The sequence below is a fragment of the Pseudomonas sp. DTU12.1 genome (assembly GCF_009873475.1).
GTDB classification, from domain to species: Bacteria; Pseudomonadota; Gammaproteobacteria; order Pseudomonadales; family Pseudomonadaceae; genus Aquipseudomonas; species Aquipseudomonas proteolytica.
On the sequence record NZ_CP045254.1, the window covers coordinates 2532516 to 2551891 of the forward strand.

Consider the following 19376-nt stretch of genomic DNA (forward strand, 5'->3'; position numbering starts at 1 on the left):
TCCGCGCTGCTCAAGGGCTGGCATCGGGCCGTCAGGATCAGCGCGCAACAGAGTAAAACGACCTGTCGATGAGTACTAGCACCGCTACCCCCGCCGCCAACTGGCAACCGGTCATCGCCCTGGCGCTGGCCGCCTTTGTGTTCAACACCACTGAATTCGTCCCGGTCGGTTTGCTCAGCGCCATTGGCGCCAGCTTCGACATGCCGATCCCCAAGGTCGGTCTGATGCTGACCATCTATGCCTGGGTGGTGTCATTGACGTCGCTGCCGGTGATGTTGCTGACGCGCAACGTCGAGCGGCGCAAGTTGCTGATTGTGCTGTTCGGCCTGTTTATCGCCAGCCATCTTCTTTCCAGTATGGCCAACAGTTTTGGCTTGTTGATGGTCAGCCGTATCGGCATTGCCTTGTCCCATGCGCTGTTCTGGTCGATCACCGCGTCGCTGGCGGTGCGTCTGGCGCCGCCGGGCAAGCAGGTCCAGGCCTTGGGGCTGTTGGCCACGGGTACTTCGTTGGCAATGGTCCTGGGGATTCCCCTGGGGCGCCTGCTGGGCGAAGCCATGGGCTGGCGCACCACATTCATAGTGATTGCCGGGTTTGCCGCCGCGCTGGTGTTCTGGCTGGCGCGCACCTTGCCGTTGTTGCCGAGCCAGAACTCCGGTTCCCTGCGTAGCCTGCCGCTGCTGTTCAAGCGCCCGGCGCTGGTGGCGTTGTATGTGTTGACGGCGATGGTGGTCACCGCGCAGTTCACCGCCTACAGCTATATCGAGCCCTTCGTGGAGCGCGTCGCCGGCCTGGGCGGCAATGCCGTGACCCTGGTGCTGTTGGTGTTTGGCGGGGCGGGGATCATTGGCTCGTTGCTGTTCAGTGTGCTGCACCGCTTCAATCCTTACCGCTTTCTGCTGGTGGCGGTGGCGGTATTGGCCCTGTGCCTGGGGCTGCTTCTGCCGTTGAGTGGCGATGTGTCGTACCTGGTGGTGTTGAGCGTGTTCTGGGGCATGGCGATCATGGCCTTTGGCTTGGCGTTGCAGTCCAAAGTGCTGGTACTGGCGCCGGATGCAACCGACGTGGCGATGGCCATGTTCTCCGGGATCTACAACATCGGGATTGGTGGCGGGGCGTTGCTCGGCAGTTGGGTCGGCGGGCACTTCGGCTTTGCCTGGATCGGCGCGGCCGGGGGCTTGCTGGCGGTGGCGGCGCTGGGGCTGTATTGCCTGTCGATTTATCGGTTCGGCCAGGGTGGCGTGAGTTGATTGGCAGACGCGACTAAAAACCTCTCTTTATGGACCTCTTCTTGTAGTTTTTAAACCTGTCAGATCTGACAGTTGTCGGCACGGCTTTCCAGGTTTTTACTGCCTCACGGACCCAGCGCATAACCAGTGTCATGCGTTGGACTGAAGGACGGTAACTTTCCAGGGACGGACCGATCATGCAGAACTTATTCAAACGCGCGATCCTGCCAATGATGGTGAGCGGCGGGGCTTTGTTGTGGGGCGCGAGCGCGGCGGTCAATGCGGCGACTTTTGTCAATTTGGGCAACGCGGCGGGCGCGCAATGTGCGACTACCGGGGTCAACGACAGTGGTCAGAGTGTGGGTAATTGCTCGCAGGATGACCCTAGCGCCAATGGCGAGCCCTGGTATGCAGCCTCTACCGCCGGGCCGCAGCAGATCTTGCCTTCGTTGGCGGCCAATCAGCCTTGTGCGGTGGGGGCCATTGCCAACAACGGATCGCTGCTGGGCAGTTGCGCCGATGCGAGCGGTCGTAATTTTGCCGTGACCTGGAGTGCCGGCACGCCCAGTGGCGCGCCGACCAAGCTGACCCCATTGCCGGCAACATTCCTGATCCCCCTGTTACGTCCTGCCGATGTGCAGACCGCCGCAACCGCGCAGAACCAGCAAGGGGCGGTGCTTGGCCTGAGTATCAGCGGTGCGGGCGCGGTCACTGTCGTTTTATATATGCCAGGCATTGCGACGCCGTTGCGTATTTCAGGTTGGGGCGACATGTGCCGCGGTGCCGTTGTGAACAACACTGCAATCAACGGTTATCCCAGCCTCCTGCTGAACTGTCCGGTCAATGGCAAACCAGTGGCGCGAGTCGCTACGCGGGGGGCGAGCGCGTACTCGATCACTGACTTGCCTCTGGCAAGCGGGGCAACTGCATGCTGGGGCGTGGGTATGAACGATCTGAACCAAGTCGTGGGCACCTGTACTTTTCCCACCACGCCTCACCAAAGCAGTAAAGCCGCGTTTTGGCCTTCACCCACCAGCGCGCCTCGGCTGCTGACATTACCGTTGGGCGCCAACAACAGCGGGGTTGCGGTGAACAACGCCGGGCGTGTATTGGCGCGAGGTATGGCACCGACGGGCTTTACCACGGATTTCTTTTGGGCGGACACCACCACCAGTTTTGGTGTGCGGCCTATCGCGTTTTTGCCGGGTAGCGTCAGTACCCGTGCTTTCAGCCTTGCGGAAAACGACACCGTGGCGATGGACTGCACCAATAGCAATGAATACGCCACCGCCTGCACCTGGGATCCTATCAACGCTACCGTGCCCATCCCCCCTGTGAGCGGTGGACTGCAGAGCACCCTGAGCAGTATCTCCTTCAGCGGAACCTATGTTGCGGGTGTGGCCAATGATGGTGCACAAGACGATATTGCCGTGGTGGCGCAGTTGCCCTGAACGTTCACAAGGTGCTGGTTATGCGGTTGAGGAGGTTGAGATGAAAAGGACAGCGGTTTTTTTTGCACTGTTGATGGGCGTTCAGATACTTGGGTCTTCATTGGTATACGCAGGGGGGATGAAAGGCGGACGCTATTATTCAGGAGGCGAAGTGGGTGAAGAGGGCGTCGCTTTTTTCGCTCCGCTCGACCGAATATTCAGTTTCTTATTTCCACACGAGAAGGTAGCCCTGGCGCCCAGAGTGGGCCCGATTGGCGGGAAGGAGGCCAATGCGCCCAACCCGTTTGTGTGCCGTGGCAAAGGCGTCAAGTTCGTACAAGAGGGCTCGACAGTCAGAACGGTTTACTGCGATTGACCTGATGGCTAACAAAGCCTTATTGCCAGGGTAGACCCGCTTGCAACAGCAACCGGGCCTACCCCAACGGGCTGGCGTCAGCCACTCAGAACTGCGGTGTGTATTTGACGCTGAACATCACATTGCGCGGATCACCATAGAAGTTGTTGCCGTTGAGCTGGTTGTACCCGGACGCGTAGTAGGTCTTGTCGAACAGGTTGTTGGCATTCATCGCCAGCCCTACCTCCGGCGTCAGCTGATAGGCCAGGCGCGCATTCCACACCGTGTAGCCCGCCACGTCATAGGTGTATTCGTAGCCCAGGGTATGGCTCTGGGTGGTGAAGCCCAACCCGGCGCTGACCTTGCTCCAGTCGCCGCTGAACTGGTAGTCGCTCCAGACCCGCAACATGTGCTTGGGTGTCCATTGGCTGAACACTCGGCCTTTGTTGTCGCGATCTTCGAGGTACTTGGTGGTGTTGTAGGTATAGCCGGCAAACAGTTGCAGGCCGCTCAGCACTTCGCCGCTGATTTCCGCTTCCAGGCCCTGGCTGCGCACCTTGCCGGAACTCGTTGCGCAGTAAGTGCCGCCGCAGATTTCGCCCAGGGAGTAGTCGGTGATCGCGCGGTTTTCCTGGTCATAGCGGAACAACGCCAGGGAGGTGTTGACCCGACCATCCATCAACTCGCCCTTGAGGCCGATTTCGTAGTTGCTGCCAATCACTGGCTTGACCACCGCACCGCTGAGGTCGCGCGGGGTCTGTGGCTCGAACACGTCGGTGTAGCTGGCGTACACCGCCCACTCGCGGCTCAGGTCGTAGACGATCCCGGCGTAGGGCGTGACTTCGCCGGTTTCGTTGGTGGTGCTGGGTTTGTTGACGCTGGTGGCGTGGGTCACCGCCGTGATGCCCGAGGAGGTGTAGCTGTAGTCATACCAACTGACACGGGCGCCAAGTACCAGGGTCAACGGGTCGATCGGCTTGACGCGCCAGCTGCCATACAGGCCTTTTTGGCGGATGTCGTACTTGCTCGGTGTTGCGCGGCCGCCAGGGGTGTTCATCAGGCTTTCGTAGGTGACTTCGGGGCGGTGGTTATTGATGTCGAAGATGTTATCGGTGCTGTCATTGAACGTCCGGGCGATGACGTCGTTGGTGGTGTACTTGGAGTAGTTGCCGCCCAGAGTGATTTCCTGCGCCATGGACAGCGCCTCGAAACGCCCGGTGAGGTGGGTATCGAGGCCGATCTTGGTGCCATCGAAATCGGTGTACCAGTCGGCGTATGACACGCCGCTGCCGTCGGCTTCGATGCCTTCGTTGTTGGTCTGTACGCGCTGGTGGGTGGAGGTGTTTTCTTCATGCATGCGTACCGCGCCGACTTTGAGCTTCCAGTCGTCGTTGAAGCGGTGCTCCACGTCGGCATACAGGGTGGTGACGTCGATCTGCGAGTGGTTCCAGCGTGAACCGGTGAAGGTCGAACGTGACAGGTCGATCGACTTGCCGGTGGCATAGCGTGGCAGGCCGCGCAGCATCGGACGCGACTCGGCATTGGTGCGGCTGACGGCCAGCCCCAGGGTGGTGTCTTCCTGCAGGTCGAAGTCCAGGGCGCCGTACAACGAGTGGGTCTTGCTCCATTCGTAGTCGATGAAGGAGTCGCTCTGGTCTTCGTCCGCCACCATCCGCCCACGGACCGTGCCGCTCTGGTTCAGCGGGCCGCCGGCGTCCAGCTGCAGGCCGTAGTGGTCCCAACTGCCGGCCTTGGCGGTGAGGGCGACGGTGGGTGCCGCTTGCCCGCGCTTGCGCACCAGGTTGATTGCGCCACCCGGGCTGCCGGTGCCCTGTAGCAGGCCGGAGGCGCCGCGCAGCACTTCCAGGCGGTCGAAGAAGATCAGGTCCTGGGTGGCCCAGTTGCCCAGGGCATAGGTATTGCGTGGGATCGGCACGCCGTCGTACTGCCAGTCGTCGATCTGGAAGCCGCGGGAGGTGATGATCATGCCTTTGCCTACGCCTTGCACACCCACCAGGCCAGTGGTCTGGTTGACGGCGTCCTTGAGGTCGACCAGGCCCTGGTCATCCATTTGTTTGCGGGTCATCACCGTGATCGACTGGGGGATTTCCTTGAGGGTGTGGGTGCCCTTGCCGATAGTCACGGCCCGTGCGGCGTAGGAGCCGGAATCTTCAGTGATGGTGGGGTCGATGCTGTGGGCGGCAATGGATGTCACGCCCAGTTGCAGCGCGGCGCCGCTGTCGGCGGCAGGCTCGACGCTGAAATTGCCTTGCCCGGTCACCCGCAACTGCAAGCCGCTGCCCGCCAACGCACGGTCCATGGCCTGTTCGGCCGGCATCTGGCCGATCACCGCCTGGGCCTGCTTGCCCTGCACCAACACCGGGTCCAGGGACACAATCCGCCCGCTCTGGCTGGCAATGGCGTTCAGCGTTTGGGCCAGCGGGCCGGCCGGCAAATTGAAAGACAGGCTTTGGGCCTGTACCAGGGCAGGGCTCGCCAGGGTTGCCAGGGCAACGGCGACGGAAAGGGCATGGGGCCAAGGGTTGAGCACAGCATTCTCCTGAAGGTGTGGACGTGTCAGGAGATAGGTGGGCCGAGAAATGAAAACCGGACACAAATAAGAGTGATTTGCATAAAAAAGTTTTGCCCGGGTTACCTGGCACGAATCAGGGTCAGCCACGGGCTGTAGTGATCCACCCGGATCGGCAGGGTTTCGGCCAGCGCATCGAAGGCCCTGTGTGGGTCGTTGAGGGGGAATACACCCTGCACGCGCAGCTCGCGTACTTGCGGGTCGACGCGCACAAAACCACGGCTGTAGGGGCGCAGGGCGCTAACCACCTGTTCCAGGGAGTCGTCCAGCACGTTCAGGTGCCCGGCGAGCCAGTCGGCGCGGTAGCTCTGGTTGCCGGCCAGCGGTTCGATGCGGTTGGCGTGGAGCAGCACCGATTGGCCTTGCTGCACGGTGTGCTGGATGCCGTTGTGCAGCGTCGTCTGGACCGAATGCTCCAGCACCACCACCCGCGTGGCGTCTGGCTCTTGGGACACGAGGAAGCGCGTGCCCAACGCTTGGACACTGCCCTGGGCGCTGCGCACGCGCAGCGGCCGCTGGGGGTCGGCCGCCACCTGAATCACCAGTTCGCCGTGCCGCAGGATGATCAAGCGCTGGTTCTGGTCGAATTGCAGGTCGATGGCGCTGCCTGCGTTCAGGGTCAGGCGGCTGCCGTCCAGCAGGGTGAAGGTCTGGCGCTGACCGCGCGCGGTGTGCAGGTCGGCCAGCAGGTCGTCACCCAGCGGGCTGCGCGCCGCCAGCCACAGGCCGCCACCCAGCAGGCCCAGGCCCGTGATGGCGCGCAGCACTTCGCGGCGTGAACCCTGGGGTTGCAACAGCACTTGCCGGGCTTCGCCGGGCAGGCGTTTATCGAGGCTGCGCAAGGTGTTCCACGATCCGCCCAAGCGCTCCTGCAAGCGGGCCCAGGCCTGGGCGTGGGCCGGGTCCAGGCCCAACCAGGCGTTGAACCGTTCCTGCAGCAACGCATCTGGTTTGCCCGCGCGCAGGCGCACCATCCAGTCAATGGCCTGCTCGCTGATCGGGTCCAGGCGGGCCTTGCTCATGGGGCCATCTCGGCCAGGTAGCATTGGCGCAGGGCTTGTTTCATATAGCGGCTCACGGTGCGCTCAGACAATTGCAGCTTGCGCGCAATCGCCACGTAGCTCATGCCGTCGAGTTGGCTATAAAGAAAGGTGGCCTTGACGATCAGCGGCAGGCCATCGAGGGCGCGGTCAATTGCCACCAGGGCCTGGATCAGTTGCAGTTGGTCTTCGGGGGAGGGCGCCAGCGCCTCGGGCGTCGCGGCGAGCCGCTCCAGATAGGCGGTTTCCAGGCGACTGCGGCGGTAACGATCAAAGATCAGCCGACGCGCAATGGTCGAGAGATAGGCCCGGGGTTGCTCGATGCTGTCGGGATCGACCCGCGCGGCGAGCATCTGGCAGAACGTATCGGCGGCGGTGTCTTCGGCATCGGCGTGATTACGCACGCGATGCTGGATATGTTGCAGCAACCACCGGTGATGGTCATTGAAAAAGAAGCCCAGCTTGCGGATTGGAGGTGACTGCACGGGTCGACTTTCTCAAGGGTGGTATTGTGAATCGTTCTCAATATTACCTTTTGCGTGAGGGCGCTTGCAATAACCGGGAAGACGGGCAGACGCGTGGCTGCCGAACACGCGAGTAGAAATTAAGGACTTATTCTTTATGTGGCTCAGAGGGCCTGCAGATAGTTTGATTTTTTATAAAAAACTGTGATTTTTGACAGTTACCGAGGTTGGCCTTGCTCAGGCAATCTCTCGGTTGAGGGAGGGAATCAGTTAACGCTGGACAAGGAGGTTTGATCATGTCGCTGGATACGGTGGTGAGTTTGTTCGAGCGCCAGGTGCGGGCTGATCCGCAACGGCTGGCGATCGTCGGTTTGCAAGAGCGCATTACCTACACCGAACTGGATCGTCGAAGCGCAAAAGTGGCCGCTTGGTTGCACTCACGCAATGTCGGTGCTGGCGATCGGGTGCTGATCCGGGCAGAGCGGTCCATCGAGTTGGTGGTAGCAATGCTGGGTGTATTAAAAGCCGGCGCTGCGTTTGTACCCCTGGATCGGCAGTTGCCACACTCCCGCCAAGAGTACATTGGTGCCCAATGTCTGGCGTCCTATGTGCTGTGTACCAGCAATGAAGACGATGGGCCATTAATGGGGTGCGAGGTGATAACGGTCGAGCATCTGCTTGATGCGCCAGTCAGTCCCGCTAGCCACGTCACTGTTGATCCCGGCGATGCGATGTACGTGATTTTTACTTCCGGGACTACGGGCAATCCCAAGGGCGTGGTGATTGAGCATCACAGTGTCGCGGCGTTGTTGCTTCAACATAATCTTGATCTGCACATTGATTCGTCCAGCCGCCAAACAATGATGGCGGCGGTTGGCTTTGATCTTTGCCAGGCAGAAATCTGGTCGGCACTGATTGCCGGTGCCTGTCTTTACTTACTGGACCAGCAGTCACTGCTCAATAGTCAGGCGTTTTTAGATTTTTGCGTGATTAACGCTATCACTCACGCCTTTGTCCCGACGTTGAAGGTGTATGACGTAGTGAATGCTGCGCAACCTGAAGGGTTGAGTCTTAAATACATTTACACCTGCGGCGAGAAGCTGCACCCGGTGGACGTCGAGCATCTTTCCTATGGTTTGATCGATTGTTACGGGCCAACGGAAGCCACCATTTTTGTGACCTCAAAGGTGGTGGAAACTCAACGTTTGAGTAAACCTCCCTCCATCGGCTTTCCCATCGGCCAATCCCGGATCTACATCCTTGACGATAACCTTGACGAACTGCCGGCAGGCGAAGTCGGTGAGTTGTGTATCGCAGGACCGTGCCTGGCCCGCGAGTATCTGCGGGCGCCGCAGTTGACGGCCGAGCGATTTATGTATGTAGAACAGTTGGGCTGTCGCATTTACCGCAGCGGTGATCAGGCCTTGCGTCTGGACGACGGCAGTCTGCAGTTTCTGGGGCGCAAGGATGGTCAGGTGAAAATTCGTGGTTACCGCGTGGAGGTGGGTGAAATTGAAGCCCGCTTACTCAAGGAGCCGCGAGTCAATTCGGTGGCAGTGGTCGTTCAGGATTCAGGGTCGCAGGCGCAAAAGCGGCTGGTGGCGTTTGTTGTCAAGCTGTACCCGCACGAGCATTCAGAACAATTGATTGCCAGCCTGCGGCGCAGCCTGGAAGTGGACTTGCCGGATTACATGCTTCCCGAAAAATACTATTGCCTTGATACGTTACCCGCGAACAGCAATGGCAAAACAGACAAGCAGGCGCTGCTCGCATTTTTGGCTGCCCAGCCGGCGGCATCGTTTGACGGCACACGCTTTAATGATGAGCTGGAGCGGGCGTTAGGGCAGGTTTGGTATGAGCTGCTTGAACACGATGACTTTCAGCCACACCACAGCTTTTTCGAGGTTGGAGGGCATTCATTGCGCGCAGCCGCATTGGCGCGCAAGTTGACAGATACCTTTCTGATAAAGGTGTCGGTTCAAGATGTTTACCAGCACTTGGTGTTCGCCGAGCAAGCTGGCGAAATACGTCGGCGCATGTGCAACGCGTCATCGGGCGTCGAGATCGCCACCGCAAACAGCTTTGAGGATGACGTCTGGCTGTTGCCCGGTAGCCAATTACCTGCAGATATTGATCCGATTCAACTGATCGAGCCACGCCACATGCTGTTGACGGGGGCCACCGGTTTCGTAGGGATTCATCTGCTTGAGCAATTGCTGTGCACCAGCACCGCCATTGTTCATTGCCTCATTCGCTGTGAGAGTCCCAGCGCTGGCCGTGTGCGGTTACAGCACATCGCCGAGCGTTATCAAATCGTTATCGACGATCAGGATTGGTCGCGAGTGCGCGTTTACGTCAGTGATTTATCGCAATTGATGTTGGGGATGGCGCAAGAAGACTATGCAGCCTTGGCTGAAGAAGTCGATCTGGTTTACCACTCGGCCAGTGCCGTCAATTTCATCATGCCCTACGACTCTATGAAGAAAGATAACGTGCAGAGCATGCGTCACGTCATACAGTTTTGCAGCGTTAGCAAAATCAAGCCGTTGATGCTGATGTCGACCATTTCCATTTACAGCTGGGGCCATCGTTTTACCGGTCGAACCCTGGCCTATGAGCAAGACGATATTGACCAGAACCTGGGCGCGATTCGCAAGGATCTGGGGTATGTGCAGAGTAAGTGGGTGATGGAAAAACTCGCCGATCTTGCTGGCGCCCAAGGCCTTCCTGTCGTGACGTTTCGCCTCGGCTACGCCACCTGCCACAGTCGCACGGGAGTCTGTGCCAACTATCAGTGGTGGGGGCGTTTCATTCAAACGTGCCTGGCGCATAACGCAGTACCCGACCTGCACAATATGCGCGAAGGATTGACCACCGTTGACTACATGGTGGCTGCCATCGCGCATATCTCCCGAAAACCTGAAGCGCTGGGTAAGAAACTTAATCTTTGCCAAACGGCTCGCACCAACCTTGATCTCAAGGAATTTTGCCGACGGGTAGGGCGCTACTACGGTCGCGACCTTCCGGTGGTGGCGTTTAAAGAGTGGGTTGGATTGTGGGAAGGCAATCAGAGAGAGCCACTGTATCCCTTGCTTGGCCTGTTCAAGGATGACATGCACGCGGGGGAGACAATTCTGGAGCTTTATCAAGACAACTACGATTGGGATCGGAGCCAAGTGCAGGAATTGCTGGAGGGGAGTGATATCCGAGAGTCGGAGTTCAGTGGTGAAGTGCTGGCCATTTACCTTAATCGGTTAGGCGGGCAGAGCAAGGTATAGGGCCCGTTTCACTGTAGGTTCCTGTGCATAACCACGTGCGGCAGGCCGAGATCACTCCCACAGGATGTGGGAGTGATCTTGGGAACAAGACGCTATCAGGCGATAGCATCCCAGGCGCGGTCGCCTTTCTCGTCCTTGATACGGGTCGGCAGGCCCATCACGTCCAGCGCCTTGAGGAACGGCTCGGCTGGCAGTTCTTCGACGTTGGCCATGCGTTGCACGTCCCACTCGCCACGGGCTACCAGCAGCGCTGCGGCTACAGGCGGCACGCCGGCGGTGTAGGAAATGCCCTGGCTGTCGGTTTCGGCATAGGCTTCTTCGTGGCAGGCCACGTTATAGATGAACAGCTCGCGCGGCTGGCCATCCTTGGTGCCCTTGACCAGGTCGCCAATGCAGGTCTTGCCGGTGTAGCCCGGTGCCAGGGAAGACGGATCAGGCAGCACGGCCTTGACCAGTTTCAATGGCACCACTTCCAGGCCTTCGGCGGTGGTGACCGGCTTCTCGGAGAGCAGGCCGAGGTTTTTCAGCACGGTGAACACATTGATGTAGTGTTCGCCGAAGCTCATCCAGAACCGCACGTTGGGCACGTCGAGGTTTTTCGACAACGAGTGCACTTCATCGTGGCCGGTCAGGTACAGGTTCTGCGAACCGACTACCGGCAGGTCGTCGGTACGTTTGACTTCGAACATGGTGTTGCTGGTCCACTGGCTGTTCTGCCAGCTCCACACCTGTCCGGTGAATTCGCGGAAGTTGATTTCCGGGTCGAAATTGGTGGCGAAATATTTGCCGTGGCTGCCGGCATTGACGTCGAGAATATCGATCGAATCAATGCGGTCAAAATGCTGTTGTTGTGCCAGCGCCGCATAGGCGTTGACCACACCTGGGTCAAAACCCACGCCGAGGATCGCAGTGATGTTCTTCTGCTTGCATTCCTCCAGGTGGTTCCACTCGTAGTTGCCGTACCACGGCGGGGTCTCGCAGACCTTGCCCGGCTCTTCGTGGATGGCGGTGTCCAGGTAAGCCACGCCGGTATCGATGCAGGCACGCAGTACCGACATGTTGAGGAAGGCGGAGCCGACGTTGATGACGATCTGCGATTGGGTTTCGCGGATCAGTGCCTTGGTCGCTTCCACGTCCAAAGCGTTCAGCGCAAAGGCCTGGATCTGGGCGGGTACCTTTAGGCTACCCTTGGCCTTGACGCTGTCGATGATGGCCTGGCATTTGGAGATGTTGCGCGACGCGATAGCAATCCGACCGAGTTCGTCGTTGTGCTGCGCGCACTTGTGGGCCACCACCTTGGCGACACCTCCTGCACCAATGATAAGAACGTTCTTTTTCAATTGCTTTATCTCTCCTTTATCTGTCCGCTTTACGAAAGGCTGGACAGGTAGTCGTCGTAACCAAATTCACGAACCACTTCGACTGTACCGTCGAGTTGTTTCACTACGATGGACGGCATTTTCAGGCCGTTGAACCAGTTTTTCTTGACCATGGTGTAGCCTGCCGTGTCGATGAACGACAGTCGATCGCCGATGGCCAGCGGCTGATCAAATTGGTATTCGCCGAAGATGTCCCCGGCCAGGCACGACTTGCCGCACACCATGTACGTGTGCTCGCCGGTGCTTGGCGCCAGCTTGGCGTTGAGGCGATAGATCAGCAGGTCCAGCAAGTGGGCTTCGATGGAGCTGTCGACCACGGCGAGGTTCTTGCCGTTGTAGAGGGTGTCGAGCACGGTGACTTCCAGGGAAGCGCTGTTGGTGATCGCCGCTTCGCCGGGTTCCAGGTACACCTGCACGTCGTACTTCTGCGAGAACGCCTTGAGGCGTTGGCAGAATGCATCGATTGCGTAGCCTTCACCGGTAAAGTGGATGCCACCGCCGAGGCTGACCCAGTTGACCTTGTGCAGCAGCGCGCCGAAGCGTTCTTCGATGGTGCCCAGCATCTTGTCAAACAGCTCGAAGTCACCGTTCTCACAGTTGTTGTGGAACATGAAGCCCGAGATCTGCTCGATCACGCCTTCGATCTTCACCGGGTCCCACTCGCCCAGGCGGCTGAAGGGGCGCGCCGGGTCGGCCAGCAGGTAGTCGGAGCTGCTCACTTGCGGGTTGACGCGCAGGCCACGGGTCTTGCCCTCGCTGCGCTCGGCAAAGCGCTGCAGCTGGCTGATGGAGTTGAAGATGATCTTGTCGCAGTTATCGAGCATCTCCTCGATCTCGTCGTCGGCCCAGGCCACGCTATAGGCGTGGGCTTCGCCTTCGAACTTCTGGCGACCGAGCTTGAGCTCGTACAGCGACGAGGACGTGGTGCCGTCCATGTATTCCTGCATCAGATCGAACACCGACCAGGTGGCAAAGCACTTGAGTGCCAGCAGCGCCTTGGCGCCGGACTGCTCGCGCACGTAGGCGATCTTCTGCATGTTGGTCAGAAGTTTCTGTTTGTCGATGAGGTAATACGGGGTTTTGATCATTTTTCAGAGCCTGTGGCGGAGCCTGCCAAAAAAGGACAGGCATTGTGCCCGCACTTGGGGCAGATCGAAAGGTTCGTCAGCGGATTTTGCAGGGTAGTGGCCACTGTAGTCTGTCACTATGACTGTTCTACGTTGACGTGGCGCGCTCGGGAGGATGATCCATTCGGCGTGCCCAATATTTACCGTGCGATCAAAGGAATGTTTCATGGCAAAGAAAAAGGGTGTTACGACCAACCTGGCGGGCAAATCGGCCAAGCATAAAAACCACACAGTACCCAAGGGGTTACTCAAGCGTTGGCTGGCAGAAAACGAAGGCAAAAAAGGCTACTGGGTGTTGGATTGCAACTCAGGCACAGTCCAGTTCCGTAAAGGTGAAAACGCCAGTTTTGCGATCAAGGAATTTCGGTATGTGCCGGTACGTTATACGAAGGAGGGGACAGCCTATCGGGACGAATGGCTGGAGGATTGGTTCTCACAGGGCGAAAGCGACCTAGCTGCGGTCACGGACCAAATATTGAAAGGTCAATACGACGCTATAAAAGATAAAGCGCGGGATAGTTTTATCGGGGCAGCGATCATGCTGGGCTTTCGTAGTGCCTACGAGTTCAGTTGTCTTGAAACGCTGATCAGAGAGGAAAACCCGGACTGTTCGGACGAGTCTATTGGTCGGCAGGTTGTCGACCATTTTAGAAGTCTGCATGCGACAAAAATTCAGCAGTTTGAAAGCTGGAGCTTTACTCTTCATGGCCCCACGAAAGAGCCGCTATTGATCGGTGATCGTCCGCTGTTCGACATGACACTGACTGCTAGCAATCAGCAGGGAGTCTATATCCCGTTAACACCAGAAATTTTGTTGGTGGGGCGTCCGTCCAATGATCCGAACTTTAGTAAAAATAAGAGGATCACAAGCATTGAAAGTGTCTCTCAAGAGTTAACCCCTATTGCCAACAATATGACGGTAGAGCGTGCCCGCCAGTTTATTGTGGGTAAGAAAGAGCAACTATTGGCATTGCGACCCCGTTTCATCCAACAGACATTTGCTGAGCGGAAGTCCCAAGACTCCTTTGTTGTACTTTCCAATGGCGAGCAATCGGGTCGGGGGTTGCTGGTGTAGCTCAGCGGTTATAGGGATCTTCATGAGGATATTTCGTGATCATCTAGAATAATATGAGTTTGCCTCACTATGACCACCTGCCGACAATAGCTCCCCTATCAACACATTGGAGTTTTTTGTCATGGCAGTCGCTCATTCCCTCGGATTTCCGCGCATTGGACGCGATCGTGAACTGAAAAAAGCGCAGGAAGCGTTTTGGAAGGGCGAACTGGACGAAGCCGGCCTGCGCGCTGTCGGCCGTGAGTTGCGCAAGAGCCACTGGGACCTGCAGAAACAGGCCGGCATCGAGTTGTTGCCCGCCGGCGATTTTGCCTGGTACGACCAGGTGCTGACGCACTCACTGATGTTCGGGGTGATCCCCGAGCGTTTTCGCCCGGCCGACGGCCATGCCACCTTGCATACCCTGTTTGCCATGGCCCGTGGTGTCAGCGACAGTTGCTGCGGCGGGGCCCACGCCCAGGAAATGACCAAGTGGTTCGATACCAACTACCACTACCTGGTGCCCGAATTCAGCGCTGACCAGCAGTTCCATCTGGGCTGGGATCAACTGTTCGACGAAGTCAAAGAAGCCCGCGACCTGGGGCACACCGTCAAGCCGGTAGTGATCGGGCCGCTGACTTACCTGTGGCTGGGCAAGGCCAAGGGCGCGGACTTCGACAAGCTCGACCTGCTCGACCGCTTGCTGCCGCTGTACGGCCAGATCTTCCAGCGCCTGGCGGACCTGGGCGTGGAGTGGGTGCAGATTGATGAGCCGATCCTGGTGCTCGATTTGCCCCAGGACTGGAAAAATGCGTTTGAGCGCGCCTACAACCTGATCCAGCGTGACCCCCTGAAGAAACTGGTGGCCACTTACTTTGGCGGCCTGGAAGAAAACCTCGGCCTGGCGGCCAACTTGCCGGTCGATGGCCTGCACATTGACCTGGTGCGTGCACCTGAACAGTACCCGACGATTCTCGATCGCCTGCCAGCTTATAAGGTGCTGTCCCTAGGCGTAGTCAACGGGCGTAACGTCTGGCGCTGCGACCTGGAAAATGCCCTGGCCACCTTGCGGCATGCCCATGAACGCCTGGGTGACCGCTTGTGGGTCGCGCCGTCCTGCTCGTTGCTGCATAGCCCGGTTGACCTGGGGCGTGAAGACAAGCTTGATGCCGAGCTGAAGAGCTGGCTGGCCTTCGCCGTGCAGAAGTGCGCAGAAGTGGCCGTGCTGGCCCAGGCTATCAACCAGCCAGAAGCCGCGAACGTCGTGGCGGCCTTGGCCCAAAGCCGTGCCGTGCAGGCAGCGCGTGCGGCTTCGCCACGGATCCACAAACCGGCTGTACAAGCGCGTGTTGCGGCCATCACCGCCCAAGACAGCCAACGCCAGTCGCTGTTTGCCCAGCGTATCGCCAAGCAGCGCGCCGGCCTCGACCTGCCGTTGTTTCCGACCACTACCATCGGTTCGTTCCCGCAGACCGCGTCGATCCGCCTGGCGCGCCAGTCGTTCAAGGCCGGCAAGTTGAGCGAGGCTGAATATGTCGAAGCGATGCACAGCGAGATCAAGCACGCCGTTGAAGTGCAGGAAAACCTCGGCCTGGACGTGCTGGTGCACGGTGAGGCCGAGCGTAACGACATGGTGGAATATTTTGCCGAGCAACTGGATGGCTATGTGTTCACCCGCTTTGGCTGGGTGCAGAGCTACGGTTCGCGCTGTGTGAAACCGGCGGTGATCTTCGGCGACCTGAGCCGTCCGAAAGCCATGACGGTGGAGTGGATCCGCTACGCCCAAGGCCTGACCGACAAGGTGATGAAAGGCATGCTGACTGGCCCTGTGACCATGCTGATGTGGTCATTCCCGCGGGAGGACGTGAGCCGCGAAGTGCAGGCCCGGCAACTGGCGTTGGCGATTCGTGACGAAGTGCTGGACCTGGAAGCGGCGGGTATCAAGATCGTTCAGATTGATGAAGCGGCGTTCCGCGAAGGTTTGCCCCTGCGCCGGGCGCAGTGGCAACACTACCTGGACTGGGCGACCGAAGTCTTCCGCCTGTGCGCCTCTGGAGTACGGGATGAAACCCAGATCCACACCCATATGTGCTACAGCGAATTCAACGACGTGATCGAGTCCATCGCGGCGATGGATGCCGATGTGATTACCATCGAGACTTCGCGTTCGGATATGGAATTGTTGGACGCGTTCGAAGCCTTCGCTTACCCGAATGACATTGGCCCGGGCGTCTACGACATCCACTCGCCACGGGTACCGGACGCCTCGGAAATGGCCAACCTGCTGCGCAAGGCTGCCCAGCGCATCCCGGCCGAACGACTGTGGGTCAACCCCGACTGCGGCCTGAAGACCCGCGCCTGGCCAGAGACGGAGGCGGCGCTGATTCATATGGTCGCCGCTGCACGGCAACTGCGCGCCGAACTGGCATAGCAGCACCTAACCCCAAGCCCTCTGTGGGAGCGGGCTTGCCCGCGAAAGCGGTGGTTCAGTCACCCTCGTTGGTGGCAGTTGCACCGCCATCGCAGGCAAGCCCGCTCCCACCTTTGTTTTGCCGCGTATGCAAAATTCCCTGCCGTCCCGAGATCCCCTGTGGGAGCGGGCTTGCCCGCGAAAGCGGTGGTTCAGTCACTCTCGTTGGTGGCAGTTGCACCGCCATCGCAGGCAAGCCAGCTCCCACTTTTGATGGTGGTGTGGCACAAAAATCTATGCCCAACAAAGCCCTCCTGTGGGAGCGGGCTTGCTCGCGAAAGCGGTGGTTCAGTCACCCTCGTTGGTGGCAGTTGCACCGCCATCGCAGGCAAGCCAGCTCCCACTTTTGTTTTGCAGCGTATGCAAAATTCCCTGCCGTCCCGAGATCCCTGGTGGGAGCGGGCTTGCCCGCGAAAGCGGTGGTTCAGTCACTCTCGTTGGTGGCAGTTGCACCGCCATCGCAGGCACGCCAGCTCCCACTTTTGTTTTGCAGCGTATGCAAAATTCCCTGCCGTCCCGAGATCCCTGGTGGGAGCGGGCTTGCCCGCGAAAACGGTGGTTCAGTCACTCTCGTAGGTGGCAGTTGCACCGCCATCGCAGGCAAGCCAGCTCCCACCTTATGTTTTGCAGCGTATGCAAAATTCCCTGCCGTCCCGAGATCCCTGGTGGGAGCGGGCTTGCTCGCGAAAGCGGTGGTTCAGTCACCCTCGTTGGTGGCAGTTGCACCGCCATCGCAGGCAAGCCAGCTCCCACTTTTGTTCTGCAGCGTATGCAAAATTCCCTGCCGTCCCGAGATCCCCTGTGGGAGCGGGCTTGCCCGCGAAAGCGGTGGTTCAGTCACTCTTGTTGGTGGCAGTTGCACCGCCATCGCAGGCAAGCCAGCTCCCACTTTTGTTTTGCAGCGTATGCAAAATTCCCTGCCGTCCCGAGATCCCTGGTGGGAGCGGGCTTGCCCGCGAAAGCGGTGGTTCAGTCACTCTCGTTGGTGGCAGTTGCACCGCCATCGCAGGCACGCCAGCTCCCACTTTTGTTTTGCAGCGTATGCAAAATTCCCTGCCGTCCCGAGATCCCTGGTGGGAGCGGGCTTGCCCGCGAAAACGGTGGTTCAGTCACTCTCGTTGGTGCACCGCCATCGCAGGCAAGCCAGCTCCCACTTTTGATGATGGTGTGGCACAAAAATCTATGCCCAACAAAGCCCTCCTGTGGGAGCGGGCTTGCCCGCGAAAGCGGTGGTTCAGTCACTCTTGTTGGTGGCAGTTGCACCGCCATCGCAGGCAAGCCAGCTCCCACTTTTGTTCTGCAGCGTATGCAAAATTCCCTGCCGTCCCGAGATCCTTGGTGGGAGCGGGCTTGCTCGCGAAAGCGGTGGTTCAGTCACCCTTTTTGGTGGGAGATGCACCGCCATCGCAGGCAAGCCAGCTCCCACCTTTGTTTTGCAGCGTATGCAAAATTCCCTGCCGCCCCGAGATCCCCTGTGGGAGCGGGCTTGCTCGCGAAAGCGGTGGTTCAGTCACCCTCGTTGGTGGCAGTTGCACCGCCATCGCAGGCAAGCCAGCTCCCACCTTTGTTTTGCAGCGTATGCAAAATTCCCTGCCGTCCCGAGATCCCCTGTGGGAGCGGGCTTGCCCGCGAAAGCGGTGGTTCAGTCACCCTTTTTGGTGGCAGATGTACCGCTATCGCAGGCAAGCCAGCTCCCACATTTGATGGTGGTGTGGCACAAAACTCTATGCCCAACAAAGCCCCCCTGTGGGAGCGGGCTTGCCCGCGAAAGCGGTAGTTCAGTCACCATCTTTGGTCACAGGTACTTGAGCCACGCAATATCCCGCCGCCGGGCTTTGAGCCTGGCAAACCAGCGCACTGGCAGGTACAACGCCAGGGGCAGCAGCAACGCCACCAGCCACACCGATGCCACGTTGTCGAAGCCAAAGTGCGTCCCCTGGTTCAGGCCAAACAAGGCCACGCCCATCACATACAGCACTTTCAACACATACAAATGCAGCAGATAAAAGAACATCGGTGCCGCGCCGAACACTGCCAGGGTGCCGATCCAGCGACGTTGCCCGGCGCGTTCGAAGCCCAGCAGCAACAACAGCCCCACACCCAATGTCAGCGCGAGGAACAGCAGTGAAGGTGGGTATTTGGTGATGTTGAAGAAACTCATCAGCGTCTGTACCTGGCTGTCGTACATCTGCCATGGCGCCTCACCATAGCCATTGATCAGGCGCAACACCCCAAAGCCTACCAGCGCGCCAACGCCGGCCAGTAACAGATAACGCTGACGTCGCGCCGCCGCCATCGAGCCGCAAAACCACGGGCCGATGCCATAACCCAGGGCAATCACCCCGATCCACGGCAGCACCGGGTACGTCGTGCGCAAGCGCAGCGTGTCGCTCACTTCGATCCAGCTACGTTCATGCAAGATCGCCCAGGGAATGTGCAACGCCGAACCCACTGCGAAATGCACGCCGTCGAGCAGGTTATGCCCGCCAATGATCACCAGTGCCAGGCCGATCAGCAGCGGGCGTGGCAACCACACCAGTACCGCGAGGGCGATCATGCTCACGCCGATGGCCCAGATCACCTGCATATAGATGACGCTGGGAGGCAGTTGGAAGGTCCAGGCGAAGTTCACCAGGGTGAATTCCAGCACCACCAGAAACAGCCCGCGCTTGAACAAAAACGCCGAGACGTCACCGCGGCCCTGGTATTTTTCGCCGTACAGAAACGCTGACAGGCCCGTGAGCAACACAAACACCGGCGCACACAAGTGGGCCAGGGTACGGCTGATAAACAACGCCGGCTCCGTAGTGTCGATGTTCATCGGGTCGCTGACTTGCCGATGCAGCAGAAACGTTTCGCGCACGTGATCAAGCAACATGAACAGGATCACCAGACCGCGCAGGGCGTCGATGGAAAGCAGGCGTTGGCGTGAGTTGGCAGCGGGAACAGCGTCAGTCATG

General features: G+C 59.1%; 11 protein-coding genes. 5 read left to right on the forward strand and 6 right to left on the reverse strand.

Going from position 1 to position 19376, the window contains the following annotated elements:
• Nucleotides 1-68: 68 nt before the first annotated feature.
• Together GDV60_RS11115 and GDV60_RS11120 are read left to right on the forward strand one after the other, a co-directional pair.
• Nucleotides 69-1250, forward strand: a complete 1182-nt coding sequence (locus GDV60_RS11115) for a sugar transporter (RefSeq protein ID WP_092235649.1) — start codon at nucleotides 69-71, stop codon at nucleotides 1248-1250.
• Between the two features lie 209 nt (nucleotides 1251-1459).
• Nucleotides 1460-2680 (forward strand): hypothetical protein, encoded by a 1221-nt coding sequence (locus GDV60_RS11120; protein ID WP_256679369.1) that lies wholly within the window; start codon nucleotides 1460-1462, stop codon nucleotides 2678-2680.
• A gap of 440 nt (nucleotides 2681-3120) precedes the next feature.
• On the opposite strand, the gene GDV60_RS11125 is transcribed toward GDV60_RS11120, so the two are convergent.
• The 3 genes from GDV60_RS11125 to GDV60_RS11135 all read right to left on the reverse strand — a co-directional run bounded on the left by GDV60_RS11125 (nucleotide 3121) and on the right by GDV60_RS11135 (nucleotide 7129).
• Nucleotides 3121-5565 carry a TonB-dependent receptor gene (locus GDV60_RS11125; protein ID WP_133715768.1) on the reverse strand — a complete coding sequence of 815 codons (2445 nt, stop codon included), beginning with the start codon at nucleotides 5563-5565 and terminating at the stop codon, nucleotides 3121-3123.
• Between the two features lie 101 nt (nucleotides 5566-5666).
• Nucleotides 5667-6626 carry a FecR domain-containing protein gene (locus GDV60_RS11130; RefSeq protein ID WP_092235661.1) on the reverse strand — a complete coding sequence of 320 codons (960 nt, stop codon included), beginning with the start codon at nucleotides 6624-6626 and terminating at the stop codon, nucleotides 5667-5669.
• Complete coding sequence (locus GDV60_RS11135; RefSeq protein ID WP_029292941.1) at nucleotides 6623-7129, reverse strand: sigma-70 family RNA polymerase sigma factor; 507 nt, start codon at nucleotides 7127-7129, stop codon at nucleotides 6623-6625. The genes GDV60_RS11130 and GDV60_RS11135 overlap by 4 nt, the downstream gene beginning before the upstream one ends.
• 275 nt (nucleotides 7130-7404) lie before the next feature.
• Between GDV60_RS11135 and GDV60_RS11140 the strand changes: the two genes are divergently transcribed.
• Nucleotides 7405-10386 carry an amino acid adenylation domain-containing protein gene (locus tag GDV60_RS11140; protein WP_159907176.1) on the forward strand — a complete coding sequence of 994 codons (2982 nt, stop codon included), beginning with the start codon at nucleotides 7405-7407 and terminating at the stop codon, nucleotides 10384-10386.
• A gap of 95 nt (nucleotides 10387-10481) precedes the next feature.
• Here GDV60_RS11140 and GDV60_RS11145 read toward each other — a convergent pair whose 3' ends face one another.
• Together GDV60_RS11145 and GDV60_RS11150 are read right to left on the reverse strand one after the other, a co-directional pair.
• Complete coding sequence (locus GDV60_RS11145) at nucleotides 10482-11726, reverse strand: saccharopine dehydrogenase family protein (protein WP_029292938.1); 1245 nt, start codon at nucleotides 11724-11726, stop codon at nucleotides 10482-10484.
• A gap of 29 nt (nucleotides 11727-11755) precedes the next feature.
• A complete protein-coding gene (locus GDV60_RS11150; protein ID WP_070995917.1) occupies nucleotides 11756-12853 on the reverse strand; it encodes a carboxynorspermidine decarboxylase in 1098 nt (365 codons plus the stop codon).
• Between the two features lie 205 nt (nucleotides 12854-13058).
• On the opposite strand from GDV60_RS11150, the gene GDV60_RS11155 reads away from it, so the two are divergent.
• Complete coding sequence (locus tag GDV60_RS11155) at nucleotides 13059-13967, forward strand: DUF4238 domain-containing protein (protein WP_159907179.1); 909 nt, start codon at nucleotides 13059-13061, stop codon at nucleotides 13965-13967.
• 121 nt (nucleotides 13968-14088) lie between these two features.
• Nucleotides 14089-16377 (forward strand): 5-methyltetrahydropteroyltriglutamate--homocysteine S-methyltransferase, encoded by a 2289-nt coding sequence (metE, locus tag GDV60_RS11160; protein WP_092235679.1) that lies wholly within the window; start codon nucleotides 14089-14091, stop codon nucleotides 16375-16377.
• Nucleotides 16378-18211: 1834 nt separating this feature from the next.
• Here metE and GDV60_RS11165 read toward each other — a convergent pair.
• Nucleotides 18212-19375: a DUF1624 domain-containing protein gene (locus tag GDV60_RS11165; RefSeq protein ID WP_133715772.1), complete on the reverse strand. Its 1164-nt coding sequence runs from the start codon at nucleotides 19373-19375 to the stop codon at nucleotides 18212-18214.
• Nucleotide 19376: the final 1 nt, after the last annotated feature.